The following is a 15,145-nucleotide window of genomic DNA, read 5'->3' on the forward strand; positions in this document are numbered from 1 at the left end:
GCAGATTTATCTTACTGAAGTGCTGCTTCGTTAACGAGGAGGGTGCTCACCGAATCAGGCCCCGTTCCAGGCGATCAGCGTCTCAATCATGCAGTGGAAGTCTGCTGAGCCGCCGAGTTGAGCATCGCCCCACTTGCCGAATTCACCGGGCGATTTGAAGTCTTCTTTGATGCGGGTGAACGTCAGAGACTGACTCAGGCTCAAGACAAAGGGGAATGTGGTGCCACCCGGAAGCGCAAAGTATGCGGTGCGATTACCAAAGGTATCGATTGTGAACCATGCAAAGCCTGCGTTGGTTCCGTTGAGCGAGATTTCGTAGCTTCCTGAATCGATTTCTTGAATGGCGGGATGATTAAACATGAAGTACTCCTCCACTACGCATCATTATGATCGTGAATACTGCATTCCCCTCCGCACCGCCTCTCGGTGTGAAGGAGAACACCATAGCGAGTGGCGTTACATATGTTAAGCTTCAGCGGCCCGGTAATCGCGACCAGATCACTTCAATGTCCCGGATGGCCTCTGGCGAGTCGACAAAAGGATCGGCTGAGAGCGCGATGACATCGGCCAGGTAGCCCGGGTGAAGCGCGCCGAGCTGGTGCTCACGGTGTGAGGCAAAGGCCGCCCCGAAGGTGTAGGCTCGGATGGCCTCGTGGCGGGTCAGCGTGTGTTCGGGGCCAAAGGACTGCTCGTCGTAGCCCTGGCGAGTGAGGGCGGTGGCGATGCCATGCCAGGGGTTGGGATCGTCGATGGGGTAGTCGCTGCCAGCAGCGAGTGTGGTGGGCAGAAGATCGCGCCAGGGGAAGAGACGTTGGAGCTGAGGCTCGAAGAGGCGGCGCGGTGCCCAGGGGACATCGCTGCGCAGGTGAATGGGCTGGATGCTGGCGATGACGCCGAGCTCAGCGAAGCGAGGGCAGTCGTCGGGGTGAACGATCTGGGCGTGCTCAAGTCGGGGGCGAAGCCGCGCTCGGAGCTCGGGGGGCACTGCCTCAAAGGCGTCGAGGACGTCGCGCGCGGCCGCATCGCCGATGGCATGCACGGCCACCTGCCAGCCAGCGCGCATCAACTCGGGGATGCGTGCTTTGAGGTAGCCCACAGGTTGGGTTTGCAACCCCTGGCCGCCGGTGCGGTAAGGCTCCAGAAGCCAGGCACCGGCCGATCCGAGCGCTCCGTCGGCAAAGAACTTGATGGTGCCGACCCGGTGGCCAGCAGCATCGGCCTGGCGAGGGCCGCGTTCTAAAAGCCGGTCGATATCTGGAGAGGTGCCGTCGATCCAGAAGTCGACGCGGGAGGGAAGTTCGCCATCGGCGATGAGCTCATCGACCAACTGCAGGCGTTCCATTGAGGTAAAGGCCATCGACGAGAAACTCACCCCGTGGCTTACGAGTGTGTTTGCGGTGTGGGTGAAGATCAGGCGGTCTTCTGCGGCGTTAGCCGGAGGTAGCGCGCGCAGGACCGGCTCCATGGCATGGTCGATGAGTACGCCGGTCAGCCGCCCGTCGGGACCGCGCTCGGCAAGGCCGCCGCTCAAGTCGTGGACCCGCCCGTCGAGCCCGGCGCGACGCAGCGCCTCGGAGTTGACCCAGAGGGCGTGCGCATCAACCCGGTGAAGACACACCGGCTGGTTGGGAAAGAGCTGGTCGAGGAGCGCCAGGTTGAGCGGGTGATCGTCGGCGAAGTTGTTCTCGTTCCAGTTCGTGCCCACGATCCAGCCGTCCTGGCGGGGGGCTGCCAGGCGAAGCTCATTGAGGATCTGCGCAGCGCTCATTCCCCGAAGGTCGATGGTGTGGGCTCGCAGCCCGGCCCCCCACAGGTGGATATGCGCATCGCCCAGCGCGGGCATGACACATGCCGCCTCCGGCCGAACCACCTCCGCGCTCCGACCGGCCCGCCGGCGCGCTTCTTCACCGATGGCGACCACGTGGTGACCGTCGATGAGCAGAGCGTCGGTGATTGTACCGCGGTAATCGAGGTAGATGCGTGGATGTAAGATCAACATCACTAGACCGCCTTTAGGACGCCCTGAGTTATCGGTGTGGTCGCGTCTGCTGCGCTGCGCGCCTCTCGGCCGGGCGTTGCCAGGTCTCGACGGCGAAAGCACCGCCCGACGTGTTGCGCCTCGTTCCGGTGGTTCGCAACGTCGTGTCCATCGGCGCTAACGTCTGCTCGCAGCGTAGCTTTTCAGAGCAGGGCCGGGGGGATGACCTCCCCAAAAAACACAAATTGCCGCTTCTTCGCAATCGTGTCACGGTTCCGGGGGTTACCCTCCGGTGCGCTGCCCCCCCTTGAGACGACTATGATCATCGACGCCCATGTCCACCTGATGGGGATTAATCCCCGGAATGGCTGCTACGTAAGCCCGAAGCTCTCCGGCGGATGGGCCTTTGCCTGGCTGAGCCGCGCGCTGGGGCTGGCCGGCGTCTCGCGCGAGGATCTCGACCAGGCTTACGCCGCCCAGGTCCTCCGTTGGGTTGAGGAGAGTGAGCTCGACGCGGCCGGTCTGCTGGCTTTTGACGCCATCTACGATGCAGCCGGCCACTACGATCATGAGCGCACCCGCGTCTACATCTCCAACGACTACCTCTTTGAGGTGTGTGCCCGCTCCGAGAAGTTGTTGCCGATCGCCTCGGTCAACCCGCAACGTCGCGATGCCATCGATGAGTTGGAGCGCGTCGTCGAGCGAGGGGCGGTGGCGATCAAACTTTTGCCAAACTCCCAGGACATCGATCTTGGTCGCGAGAGCTACCGCGGCTTCTGGGAGAAGATGGCCGCGCTCAACATCCCGCTGCTCACCCACACCTCCTTTGAGCACACCATTCCGCCGGTTAATCAGGCCTGGGGAAAGCCCGAACGGCTGCGCCTTCCCCTGGAGTGCGGCACGCGCGTGATCGCCGCACACTGCGCGGGCAGCGGCGTGGTGCACCCCTTTCGCGAAGATTACGACCAGTGGCGCCAGATGCTCGACGACTACCCCAATCTCTACGGCGACATCTCGGCGATGGCCTCACTTTCGCGCTTTCCCTACATCCACAAAGTGCTCGGCGATGCCACCGCGCGCAGCCGCGTGATTATGGGCAGCGACTTTCCCGTGCCGGCCAACCCCTGGGTCTTTGCCAACCAGATCGGCTGGGCGCGCGCCCGGGAGCTTCACGCGATGGAGAACCCCCTGCAGCGCAACCTGGAGATCTTCCGCGCGCTGGGCGTCGATGACGCGATGCTCACCCGCGCCGCGTCGGTGTTGTGCCTTCCAGAGGCGGCTGCGGCCCATACCACGCGAGGAGCGGGGGAGTGAGTCCGATGGATGAAGTCAACTCCTCGCCGCCACTCGTGCTGACGATCGCCGGCACCGACCCCAGCGGGGGGGCCGGCATTCAGGTCGATCTGCAGGTGATGCGCGATCTGGGCTGCCACGGGCTAAGCGTGATCAGCGCGCTCGTGTGCCAGAACACCCGGGGCGTGCGTGGCTTCGAAGCGGTGAGCCCGGGCACCTTTCGCGCCCAACTCGACGCGATCGCTGAGGATTTTGATCTTCAGGCGATCAAAATTGGCATGATCCCCGGGCTGGAATCCTTTCACGTGCTCGGCGCGTTCTTAGCCGAGCTCGATCCGGAGGTCGACGTCGTGCTCGACCCGGTGCTCGCCAGCGGTGACGGCCGCCGCGCTTTGCACGCCGAGGGGTGGTTTGAGGGGCTTGAACTCGTGCGAGAGCGCGTCGATCTTCTGACCCCCAACGTTCCCGAAGCCGCGCAGATCCTGGGGTTTGATGAGCCCGGCAGCGACGCGCTTCTGCTGGCCCGAGAGCTGCGAGATGCGGGCTGGTCGCGGGTGCTCGTCAAAGGAGGCCATCTTCCGCACGCCCCCGGACAGGGCGTCGTCGATGTACTTGCCGATGAGGCCGGCGAGCGCAGTTTTGAGCCACTTTCGCGCGTGGAGGCCGATGTTCGGGGCACCGGCTGCCAGCTCTCAAGCGCCATCGCCTGCCAGCGCGCCCGGGGGCTGAGCTGGGAGGCATCCATCACGCGCGCTCGCCAGTATCTCAATACACTGCTCCACCATAAAGCGCAGCGTATTGGGCGAGGACGCCCGGTTATTGTGCGCGCCCATCCCGAGCCCGATTAAGGGGCAAAAAGACCGCGAATTCGCGCTCAGGGCCTGCTTTATTCGAGCCGGGCGCTGTGTTAGAAGAGCGCGATTCAGGTGGTGATTTTCCAACCTTTTGTACTGCTAAGGAGTGCCGCTGTGGGCAAGGACTACAAAGATACCCTCAACCTCCCTTCGACCGACTTTCCGATGCGGGCCAACCTGGCTCAGCGCGAAGAAGAGCGCGTGAGCTGGTGGCGCGACGAAGGCATTTATGAGGCGTGGGTCGAACGCGGCAAAGCCGAAGGCTGGCCGCGTTTTATTCTTCATGACGGCCCTCCCTACGCCAACGGCAACCTCCACCACGGGCATATCCTCAACAAGACGCTCAAAGACTTCGTGGTGAAGTTCCGCAACATGGCCGGCGAGCTCTGCGAGTACGTGCCGGGCTGGGATTGCCACGGGCTGCCCATTGAGCACCAGGTCGACAAAGAGCTCGGCAAGAAGAAGCGCGAGATGACCAAGGTCGAGATTCGCAAAGCCTGTCGCGAGTACGCGCAGCGTTTTGTGGACATTCAGCGCGAGGAGTTTCGCCGGGTGATGGGGTTTGGGCAGTGGGATGACCCCTACCTGACGATGTCCTACGACTACGAGGCGACCACGGTGCGGGAGCTCGGTCGTTTCTTTGAAAAGGGCATCGTCTACCGCGGCTTTAAGCCGGTGCACTGGGACTGGGCCGCGCAGACCGCGCTGGCCGAGGCCGAGGTGGAGTACGACGCGTTCACCACCGAGCACGTGTATGTGAAGTTCCCCATCAGCGAGCTTCCCGGGGCGATCGGGGAGGCCGCCGGCGACAAAAAGACCTTCGTGGTGATCTGGACGACCACCCCCTGGACGCTGCCCGCGAACCTGGCGATTGCGCTCAACCCGGAGCTCACCTACCAGCTGGTGGCCGTGGGCGATGAGGCCTATGTGATGGCCGAAGGCCTTCGCGATGAGGTGCTTAAAGCCTGCCGCATCGAAGAGCACACGGTGCTCACGAGCTTTGAGGGCCGCGAGCTCGTCGGCGAGCTCGGCGAGGGTAAGGGACTCAAGGCGCGCCACCCCTGGATGGAGCGAGACTCGGTGCTGCTTCCGGCCGATTACGTCACCCTGGATCAGGGCACCGGCTGCGTGCACACCGCTCCCGGCCACGGTCAGGAAGACTTCGAGCTCGGGCGCCACTTCAACCTCGGCATCGTCTGCCCGGTCGATGATTACGGAAAGTTCCGCGGCCCGGATGTCGAAGAGTTCGCCGGCACCCAGGTCTTTAAGGCCAACCCCATCATCCAGCAGAAGTTGGCCGATATGGGGCTCCTGCTCAATACGCCGGGCGACAAGGTCACCATCGATCGTTACCCGCATGGTTGGCGCAGTAAAAAGCCCGTGATCTTCCGCGCCACCGAGCAGTGGTTTGTGGCAATGGAGCCCGAGGGCGCCGGCCTCGACGAAGGCTTTGAGCTTCGCAAAGCGGCGCTCGAAGAGATCGAGAAGGTCAACTGGGTTCCCGGCTGGGGCCGCGACCGTATCCACGGAATGGTTTCAGGCCGCCCGGACTGGTGCATCAGCCGCCAGCGTAGCTGGGGTGTGCCGATCACCGTGATGTACTGCCGTCATTGCAACGAGGCGCTGGCCACCCGTGAGATCGCCGAGCACGTCGCCGATCTGGTCGAAGACCATGGCGCCGATGTCTGGTTTGAGCGCGACGCGAAAGAGCTCGTGCCCGAGGGCACGGTCTGCCCGGCGTGCGGCGGCGACGACTTCCGCAAAGAAGAAGATATCCTCGATGTGTGGTTCGACTCCGGGGTGTCCTGGTCGGCGGTGCTCGACCGTAAGATGGGCGTGGGCACCCGCGCCGACCTCTACCTTGAGGGCAGCGACCAGCACCGCGGCTGGTTCCAGTCCAGCCTTCTGGCCGGCATTGTCTCCCGCGGCCACTCGCCCTACAGCACCTGCCTGACCCACGGCTTTGTGACCGACGAAGACGGCCGCAAGTACTCCAAGTCCAGCAAGAACTTCGAGCCGCCCCAGCGCATGCTCGATCAGTACGGCGCCGAGATCTTGAGGATGTGGGTCGCAGCGGTCGACTACCGCGGCGACATCACCCTCTCCACCGAGATCCTCAAGCGCATCTCGGATGCCTACCGCAAGGTGCGCAACACCTTCCGCTTCTTGCTCGGCGGGCTGGAGGGCTTTGAGCCTGCGCAGGCGTTGCCGCTCGATGAGCTCGAAGAGATCGACCGCTGGGTGCTGCACCGCACCGCCGAGGCGATCGAGCGCATTGAGGAGGCCTACCGCGGCTACCAGTTCCACACCATCTACCACACGCTGGTGCAGCTGGTGACGGTGGACCTCTCCAATGTCTATATGGACGTGACCAAAGACCGCATGTACTGCGAGGCTCCGGGCTCGCGCGAGCGCCTCAGCGGTCAGACCGCCTACTGGCTGGTGGTCGACGCGCTGGTGCGCGCGGTCGCGCCCATCCTCTCATTCACCTGCGAAGAGGCCTGGGAGCATCTTCCCCACGGCGAAGCGGCCGAGAAGAGCGTCTTCCTGGCGGGCTTTCCCACCCACACCGGCGCCTGGAAAGACGCCGAACTCGGTGAGCGCTGGGAGCAACTTCTGGAGGTGCGTCAGGAGGCCCAGAAGGCCATGGAAGCCAAACGGGCCCGGAAGGGCGAGCGTAAAGAGGGGCAGATCGGCAGCAGCCAGGAGGCGCACCTGACGCTCAAAGCCTCCGGCGCCACGTTGAGCCTGCTGCGCAGCTGCGAGCAGAACCTGCCGGCTTTCTTCATCGCCAGCGCGGTGGAGGTCGAAGAGGGCACCCCGGCCGAAGGCAAGCTCGTGGAGGTCGGCGTGGTTCCGGCTTCCGGGCAGAAATGTCCGCGTTGTTGGAACTTCTGGATCGAGGCCGGCAGCGAGGACGAGGTCTGCCCGCGCTGCGCCAGCGTGCTTGAGGTGATCGAAGGATGAAGAACGCGTCGCTTATGAAATACGGGCTCTTCGCGCTGATCGTGGTCATTGGCGTGGCGCTCGACCAGTGGTCGAAGTGGTACGCCGAGAGCTGGCTTGCCACCGAGCGCCCGGGCTTCTTTTCGCACCCCATCGTGCTGGAAGTGCCCGAGCAGGCCGAAGGCACCACGGTGGAGGCCTACCTCACCGAGACCTTCGAGGCGAATAGCCCCGAAGAGGTCAAAACCATCGCGCAGCTCTACACGCGCACCGAAGATGGCCAACACCTTCACCCGGAGAGTGAGCTTGAGGCCGGGCAGGTGATCGAGGTGACCAACCGCGAAGTCACGGTCATTGAGGGCTACTGGGACTTTCAATACACCCGCAACCCGGGCGCGGCCTTTGGTATTTTTGCCGATAAAGACAGCTCGTTTCGCGAGCCCTTCTTCCTGGCTGTCAGTCTTCTGGCGGTGTTCATCATCCTGGGGCTTCTGCGCGGGGTTCAGAACGATCAGCGTCTGCTGCTCTGGGCGCTGGCGCTGATTGCCGGTGGCGCGTTGGGCAACTTCATCGACCGCGCGCGCTACGGCTATGTCACCGACTTCATCGTCTGGAAGTATACCGATGCCCACCGCTGGCCGACGTTTAACATCGCCGACGCGCTGATCTGTGTGGGGGTGGCCTTTATGGTCATCGAGATGATCCGCGACGTGATGCGCGAGCGTGGCGAGAGAGCGCAGGTCGAAGAGGTCTGAGTTCCCCCGGTGTTAGAGCATGGTTTGAACGTCAAAAAAGCCGCCCCGAGTCTCGGGGGCGGCTTTTTTGATGAGAGGATATCGAAAGGCGGTGGCGGGCCGGTTTCAGCCCAGCTGATCGAGGAAGTCGAGCTTGACCTCGTCACCCAGGCGGTCGAGCAGAAAGCGGCGGAAGTCGTCACGGATCTGCACCTCGACCTGGCGGATACGTTCTTTGGAGACGCCCCAGTATTCGCCAAGGTCAACCAGGCTGCGGGGCTCCTCGGCGATCATGCGATCAAACCAGATGGTCATCTCGCGTTCGTCTTCGAGGTTCTCGCCAAAGGCATTGATGGCCTCACGCAGGCGAGTGGCCAGGTCGTAATCGGTGACCAGCTCTTCGGGGTCGGCCGTCTCCGAGTGCATCAACTCGCCGACGGTGGTCTTTTCGTGGCCGGGAGCCTGGGCGTCGAGGTAGACCGGCGGGGCGTCGAGCTGGGCGGCCACGCGCACCACCTCGCTCTCATCGACATCGAGGTAGTCGGCGATAAGCGCCGGGGTGGGGTTGGGGTGGCCCTGACGCATCAACTCGCGGCGAGCTTTTTTGAGGTTGTAGAAGAGCTTGCGCCCGGCGCGCGAGCTCCCAATTTTGACCGGGTGGAGATGATTCATCAGGTAGTTGAGAATCATCGCCCGAATCCAGTACTGGGCGTAGCTTGTGAATTTGACGCCGCGGTACGGATCGTAGCGGGTGACGGCTTCGGCCAGTCCCACGTTGCCCTCCTGGATCAGGTCGAGGAGGTTGGTCCAACGTCGCTGGTACTCGCGGGCCAGCTTCACCACCAGACGCAGGTTGGTGAGGATGAGCATCTTGCCGGCGTTACGGTCGTTTTCGTTGACGTAGCGCTCGGCCAGCTCCTGCTGTTCATCAGCGGGCAGGGGCTCGATGTAGTTGAGGCGGGCCAGGTAGGCAGTCAGCGGATCGGCGCTGGCGGGCAGATTGAGGTTGGAGCCACGCATCATCGGCAGGCTCAAGTCGCCAAAAAGTTCGGAGGCGTCATTGAGCGAACCGGCATCAAGCCCCATCTCCTGATCGGTGCCCTTGAGCTTGACGCTGCTGTGCTTGCCCTTGTCGACGAGCACTTCAACTTTCGAGGTGGTCGATTCGTTGGGTTTGGGATGTTGGGTAGTCATAAAGTCGATACCCCCTTCACGGAAGTTGTCCGACTTCGAACGTATCGAAGATCCGAAGCGGACCAGAATGCGAACTCACCAGCAGAGATGCTGCGGTGAGGATCGACGTTTCAAAGATCTCGCAGGCAAAACACCACGGTCGGTTGTTCTATTCGACCTCGTGGTGTCGCCACGGCCGGGAGACCTGGACGGCGATCAAACTAGAAATCTAGGCACCGCGTTCGTCCGGACACACCCCGGCGAGCACAACGCTGCCTGTGCGCGGTGATAGGACGCGGTATGAGGCGGTCGTCTTACACCTGCGATGAGGTGGACGACCTACAGCTACGGCAGGGTGGAATGAACGCAGGGTAGAGCAGAGCGGCCCGGGCGTCGATCGAAAGTTTTCCCCAGCGCCAGCCGGAACGTTGAGTGCCGACCGAGCTTAGAAGAAGACCGAGAAGCCGCCGGCGATGTAGCCGAACTTCGAGCTCTGGTTGAGGTCGTGACGATAGGAGATATCCAGGCCGGCGGCCTGAGAGCGCCATCCGAAGCCGGCGGTGATCAGGTTGCGGTCGAAGAAGCCGCGTCGCTCAAAGCCCAGGCGCAGCGGGATGGCGTTGGCCGCCAGGTACTCCAGGCCCACTCCGAAGTCGAAGACCGGATCGTCGGCGGAGGTGATATCCACCATGGCCTGGCCGGTGAACTGAAAGGTGGTCGCCGTGCCCAGACCAAAACCTCCGCCGATACGCGTGGGCACCGAGCCGCGACAGCGCGCGTTGTCGCGGCAGGGATCGATGAGGTTCTGACCGGTCACTCCCAGATGCACCATTTCACCGACGCGAAACATGGCGCCCACATCGACGCTGAAGCCCTTAAAGAGCACCTGGCTGTCTTCGTCGTCGGGGTCCTCCGGCAGGGAGGTGTCGCTAAAGTGCATGTAGCGTCCGCCCACGCCGATCGAGATACGCTCGGGGATCACGGGCACCGCCGCGGCAAAGCGCACGTCGTGTCCGGAGAGGTCGGCGTGATCTTCGGAACCGAAATAGTAGGAGTAGGCCACGCCGGCGGCGATCTGCGGGTTGGTCTTGCTGTCGGCGATGCCCGCGCTCAGCAGCCCCCCCTGGGGGGTGTAGGTAAAGGCACCGTCGAGGATGTACATCTCACCGCGGGCCAGCCCGGCCGGGTTATGGTAGAGGCTGTCAACGCCGGCGGCGATGGGGGTAAGGGCGTTGCCCATACCGGCAGGCCGCACGCCGGAGAAGGTCTCCGGCAGGGGATCGGATTGCTGGGCTGCGGCGGTGGCCGCCGAGGAGATCGTGAGCAAAGTAGCGATCAAAAACGTGGCGCGTTGATGCGTCATGCGTGTGCTCCCGGAGAGCCAGAAATCCAGACCAGTTCGTCAATAAGGGGGGCCCGACTATGGGCATGTTGGGCCGCGGGCAGTGATACCCGAAAGGCTGCCCCGGCGGCAACCGCGCGCGCCGATCGGCAGGCTGACTACCCGCGCCGTAGAAGTTGACGCACAGCCGGGTGCGGATCTTCACCGCGCATCATCGCGCTGACGGACTGCGCGCTCAAAGGCGCCAGCAGAATGCCGTTTCGGCCGTGGCCCAGCGAGGTAAAAAGTCCCTCGATGGAGGTGGGGCCGAGCGCCGGGAGGTTGGCCAGGGATACGGGCCGAAAGCCCACCCACTGGTCGAGGATGGGCGCGTCGTAGATGCCGGGGAGGGTCTCCCAGGCACCACGCAGAAGTTCGAAGACACCGCCGGCGGTCAGCCTGGCGTCAAAACCTCGTTCCTCGCTGGTGGCCCCCACGACAAGCTGGCCGCCGGCCTCATCGCCGGCGCGCGGGACGAGGTAGGCATCGGGTGCGCGGATGACATGCTGGCACAGAGGTGGGTCTCCAAGCCCCAGCACCAGGACCTGGCCGCGGACGGCCCGGATGTGGGGGAGGATGCCGCGGGGGAGGCCCTCGAGTTTACGGGCCCAGGCGCCGTTGGCCACGAGCACGTTTGGGGCGTCGAGCTCACGACCATCGTCCAGGGTAATGCCGCGCACCCGCCCAGCCGCGTCGTCGAGGCGGACTGCGCGAACCCCGGTGTGGGTATGTAACCTACCGCCGCGCGCCTGAAACGCCCCGGCCAGAGCTTCCATCAGCCGCTGGGGATGCACCTGGTGATCGGAGGGGCAAAAAAGCCCCATGGTGATGGTGGGGGAGAGCCCCGGCTCGATCTGGCGCGCCTGATCGCCTGTGAGCTGTTCTACGGGCAGCTCCAGCTTACGGTGGTAGCGGTGCATATGGGCCAGGGCCTCGGCATCGTCGCGATCGATGCCGACGACGAGCGTGCCCCGGCTGCGGTAGTCCACATCGACGCCGCTCTCCTCCTGCAACTCGCGGACAAAGTCCGGGTAGAGTGAAAGGCTTGCCTGGCCCAGCCCCAGCTGAAGCTCTTCTTCAAAATGGGCCTCGGCTGCCGGCGCGAGCATGCCAGCGGCGCGGGTGGAGGCGCCAAAGCCCGGGGTATGGCGGTCGAAGACGTCGACCTCCCAGCCTTCCTGGACCAGGCGCCAGGCCGCTCCCAACCCGGCAACCCCCCCGCCGATGACGATGGCATGTTGATTGTCGCTCATAGAAGTGAGTCACTCATCCACAGGCGAAGTCCCTCGAGCCACAGCGGCCAGCCGGCGTATGCGTCGGTCAACGCCAGGAGCACCCCGAAGAAGATCGGGATGGCGAAGGGCAGATAGGCTCGCTCATCGGTCTCCATCTTCACACCCAGGTTGGTGCGCGAGGTGATGCTGAAGAACATCGCCTTCATCACCAGCCACAATCGCTTGATGAGCTCCGTGATGTAGCCATTGGCGACCGAGAGGATAATGCCCATCGCCAGCCCCACAAGAGTCGCATAGAAAAAGACCTCGTAGAGTCCGGAGAAGCCCACAAAGGCCCCGATCATGGCTAACAGTTTAATGTCGCCACCTCCCAGCCAGCGAAAGGGCAAGATCAGGATCCCCACCACCAGCACCGTCAGCGCTGCCAGCAGTCCCGAGCCCAGCCCCGCCCAGCCAAAGGCCAGGGTATGGGCCACAAGCCCGATGATCACGCCCGGGTAGGTGAGCTTGTTGAACACCTTGCGCTGTTGAAAGTCGGTGATGGCCGAGATCAGGCAGATCACAAAGAGAGGCACCATCACAAGGAGCTGGGCCCAGAGGGGAAGTTCGGTAAAGGGTTGCATGAAGCTAGCCTCATCAGAGAGCAGGAGAGGTCTTCGGGCACCTCGGCGGTGGTATGTGACCATGGAACGCACACCACATAAATCGTGACATGATGGCGCACCGTGGCCACTTCCGGCACCGCATCAAAATCCCATGGCAACGCTTAGAAGATCCACAGGCCGTTGACCGCCGCGTGATTATCCGTCCAGGTGACCGCCGGGCCGGTGTAGGTTTGCCAGCGCGGATCGAGGGCCTCAAGCGCCTGTGTCTTTTTGGCGTCTCGGGTGAGCACGCCCCAGGTCGAGGCAACCCGACCCTCGGCGATCTCCTGATCGCTTAAGTGCACATCATCCACCACTCGAAACTCCAGATCATGGGCGTCGGCAAGCCCGCGTAGCACCGGGATCAGGTCGAAGTAGCGGTTGGAGATATGAACCGCGATCAATCCGTCATCTTCGATGCGCGAGAGGTAGAGCTCGATCGCCTCGACGGTCAGCAGGTGAATGGGAATGGCGTCCGAGCTGAAGGCATCAATGATGAGCATGCCGTAGGGATCGCCGGATTCGCGCTGCTGGAGCTGAATGCGCGCATCACCGGCGACATAATCGAGTTCGGCCGTTGGCGATCGGCCCACGTTGCCAAAGCCTTTGGCCGCCTCGATCACCGCCGGGTCGAGCTCGTAGAAGGTCAGCGAATCTACGGGCTCGGCGTAGCAGGCATGCGAGCCCAGCCCCAGGCCAATCACTGCCATGCGGCGCGTGGTGACGTGGTTGCGGTAGAGCTCAAAGAGGCTGCCCATCGGCCCGCGCAGATCGTAGTAGTTCTGGGGCGTGCAGCCCTCATCCTCGATCAGGGCGTGGCCGTGGAAAGTGCCCCCGTGGATCATGCGGTACTCTGTATCCGACTTCAGGATCTCGACAACCCCGTAAAAGGTGCGCTTTTTGAAGACCGTGTCGTACTCCACGCTGACCAGTGAGGCCGCCATAAAGATGCCCAGCAGTCCCAGTCCGAAGCGGGCCGGGCGCTCGACCTGGCTGTAGGCGATGACCGCCGGGACGGCCAGCAGCATAAAACTAAGGACGTCGGTATGGACGAACTCGCTGCGCTTGAGCAGCCACACGCTCCCCAGCATCAAGAGCGTGGCTACCAGCGGGGCGGCGCGCTTCCAGGGCCGGTCCGGATCGGCCAGATCTGCAGCCGATTGTGGCCGCAGCGCGCAGGCAAGGATCAGCACCAGGGGGTATTCCCAGATGCTGGTAAAGAGCAGCGGGGCGAGCAGGGTATTGAAGACCCCGCCGAGCAGTCCGCCGATCGACATGTAGAGGTAAAAACCGGTCAGGTACTTCGCCGAGGGGCGACTGGCGGCCAGGCGGCCGTGCAGCACCAGGGTGACCAGGGCAAAGAAGAGCACATGCAGAGGCAGGAGCAGCCAGGCAGGGTTGGTTGCCCCCATCATCCAGCCGATTAAGAGTACCGTGCCCAGCAAGCTCATCACGCGGCCCAGTAAGGGCAGGTTGAGCTTGAGCGAGGAGAAGACCACGATGAAGGAGGCGATGAAGATCGCCAGCGGAATCACCCAGAGCAGCGGAAAGGCGGCTACATCGGTGGTGATGTACGTGGTCACGCCGAGCATCAGGCTCGAGGGCACAAAGGCGTAGAGGATCCACAGGCCTTTCTGGCGCGAGGTGGGGGCGGGCGCATCATCGGCGCCGGCGGCCTCGCGCGGGAGGGAGGTTTTGCCTTGATAGTCTGGCGAGGCTTTTAGAGTCATGACCCCGCAGATGCCCATTAAGACAGCCAGAGCTACAAAACCTCCACTCCACCCGGTAGCCTGCTCGCGTACCCCGAAGAGGGGCTCTACAAGCAGCGGAAAGGCAAGAAGCGCCAGCAGGCTTCCGGCGTTGCTGGCAGCATAAAGAAAGTAGGGGTCATGGGCGCGAGGGTGGTCCTGGCGCGCGAACCAGGCCTGGAGCAAGGGGGAGGATGTCGATAGGGCCATAAAAGGCAAACCCACACCCAGTCCCAGGGCGGCGACGAGCCAGAGCACGGGCTGATGCACCAGCCAGTCGCTGGAGAAGTCCATGCGGTTCATGCTCAGCGGCAAGGCGACCACTGCGGCGATGAGCAGCCCGACGTGAAGAATGAGCTGAGGGCGTGCCCGGAGTTTGGAGATGCCGTGAGCCCAGAGGTATCCGAGCAGCAGGATGGCCTGAAAAAACATCATGCAGGTGTTCCACACCCCGGGAGTCCCACCCAGAAAGGGAAGGAGCATCTTGCCGGCCATCGGCTGCACCCCGAAGAGCAGCAGCGCGCTCAAGAAAATCGTTAGCGTGAACACGACGACCATAATCACCTCAATCGTGGGCATTGCCCGCTCGCCGGACATCCCTGTCTTCTTGCAAAAGCCTGCGTCCTCTCAGGCTGGACCACGTCCTGCGGGTTCGCCGGGCGATGGGGCCCTGGCGGCCGGGGGGGCCGGAGAGGCCGGAGAGGCCGTGATCCTAACACGCGCGTTACCGGCGATGAAGCGCTCCGCGCCGCGCTCGATCGGCGCTGAAACAATAAGAGCCCGCCACGAATGATGGCGGGCTCTCTGCCCGGAGCACCGAGGTGCTCCAGGTCACGATCAGACGTCGATCAGCCGGTCGGGCGGCTGGAGAAGTCGACGTTGGTCTTCACATCGGTGTTCGCTTCCTGGAACTTCTTGGCAACGGTGCCACCGAAGGCCTTCACGATCATGATCACGAAGCAGGCGATGAGCACGAGCAGGATGATGTACTCGGTGGCGGTGGCGCCGTCTTCGTCGTTGTGCAGCGAGATAAGCAGGTTCTTAACGTTTTCCATCGGGGTGCCTCCCAGGGGTTTGACCTGTGTGTCGACAGGCCGGTTTGTGAAGATTCACTCGACGCGCTGTTTGGGCGCTTCGGGTGAAGATTACAGCAACGAGT

The 15,145-nt window shown here is 63.2% G+C and carries 12 protein-coding genes; 4 read left to right on the forward strand and 8 right to left on the reverse strand.

Annotated elements, in window-relative coordinates; translation table 11 throughout:
* Positions 1–54: 54 nt before the first annotated feature.
* Positions 55–360 (reverse strand): hypothetical protein, encoded by a 306-nt coding sequence (locus EA187_RS12315; protein ID WP_115604971.1) that lies wholly within the window; start codon positions 358–360, stop codon positions 55–57.
* A 112-nt stretch (positions 361–472) separates the two neighbouring features.
* Positions 473–1,999, reverse strand: a complete 1,527-nt coding sequence (locus EA187_RS12320) for an amidohydrolase (RefSeq protein ID WP_127780436.1) — start codon at positions 1,997–1,999, stop codon at positions 473–475.
* Positions 2,000–2,296: 297 nt separating this feature from the next.
* Between EA187_RS12320 and EA187_RS12325 the strand changes: the two genes are divergently transcribed.
* The 4 genes from EA187_RS12325 (at position 2,297) to lspA (ending at position 7,826) form a co-directional block, all read left to right on the forward strand.
* A complete protein-coding gene (locus tag EA187_RS12325) occupies positions 2,297–3,292 on the forward strand; it encodes an amidohydrolase family protein (RefSeq protein ID WP_164856235.1) in 996 nt (331 codons plus the stop codon).
* Positions 3,293–3,297: 5 nt separating this feature from the next.
* The gene (locus EA187_RS12330) at positions 3,298–4,119 is read left to right on the forward strand and encodes a hydroxymethylpyrimidine/phosphomethylpyrimidine kinase (RefSeq protein ID WP_241250197.1); all 822 of its coding nucleotides are present in this window, start codon (positions 3,298–3,300) and stop codon (positions 4,117–4,119) included.
* 120 nt (positions 4,120–4,239) lie between these two features.
* Entirely contained in the window at positions 4,240–7,092 is a 2,853-nt protein-coding gene (gene ileS, locus EA187_RS12335) for an isoleucine--tRNA ligase (RefSeq protein WP_127780439.1), read from the forward strand.
* Positions 7,089–7,826 (forward strand): signal peptidase II, encoded by a 738-nt coding sequence (gene lspA, locus EA187_RS12340; RefSeq protein ID WP_127780440.1) that lies wholly within the window; start codon positions 7,089–7,091, stop codon positions 7,824–7,826. The genes ileS and lspA overlap by 4 nt, the downstream gene beginning before the upstream one ends.
* 105 nt (positions 7,827–7,931) lie before the next feature.
* Here lspA and EA187_RS12345 read toward each other — a convergent pair whose 3' ends face one another.
* The 6 genes from EA187_RS12345 to EA187_RS12370 form a co-directional block, all read right to left on the reverse strand.
* Entirely contained in the window at positions 7,932–8,999 is a 1,068-nt protein-coding gene (locus EA187_RS12345) for a sigma-70 family RNA polymerase sigma factor (protein WP_115604959.1), read from the reverse strand.
* A gap of 424 nt (positions 9,000–9,423) precedes the next feature.
* Positions 9,424–10,341: a PorV/PorQ family protein gene (locus tag EA187_RS12350; RefSeq protein ID WP_127780441.1), complete on the reverse strand. Its 918-nt coding sequence runs from the start codon at positions 10,339–10,341 to the stop codon at positions 9,424–9,426.
* 137 nt (positions 10,342–10,478) lie between these two features.
* A complete protein-coding gene (thiO, locus tag EA187_RS12355; protein ID WP_127780442.1) occupies positions 10,479–11,612 on the reverse strand; it encodes a glycine oxidase ThiO in 1,134 nt (377 codons plus the stop codon).
* Positions 11,609–12,217 (reverse strand): A24 family peptidase, encoded by a 609-nt coding sequence (locus tag EA187_RS12360; protein WP_164856236.1) that lies wholly within the window; start codon positions 12,215–12,217, stop codon positions 11,609–11,611. The genes thiO and EA187_RS12360 overlap by 4 nt, the downstream gene beginning before the upstream one ends.
* A 143-nt stretch (positions 12,218–12,360) precedes the next feature.
* The gene (locus EA187_RS12365) at positions 12,361–14,565 is read right to left on the reverse strand and encodes a fused MFS/spermidine synthase (protein ID WP_127780444.1); all 2,205 of its coding nucleotides are present in this window, start codon (positions 14,563–14,565) and stop codon (positions 12,361–12,363) included.
* A 269-nt stretch (positions 14,566–14,834) separates the two neighbouring features.
* Positions 14,835–15,041, reverse strand: a complete 207-nt coding sequence (locus EA187_RS12370) for a Flp family type IVb pilin (RefSeq protein WP_115604950.1) — start codon at positions 15,039–15,041, stop codon at positions 14,835–14,837.
* Positions 15,042–15,145: the final 104 nt, after the last annotated feature.

This window comes from Lujinxingia sediminis (genome assembly GCF_004005565.1).
Classification (GTDB): Bacteria; Myxococcota_A; Bradymonadia; order Bradymonadales; family Bradymonadaceae; genus Lujinxingia; species Lujinxingia sediminis.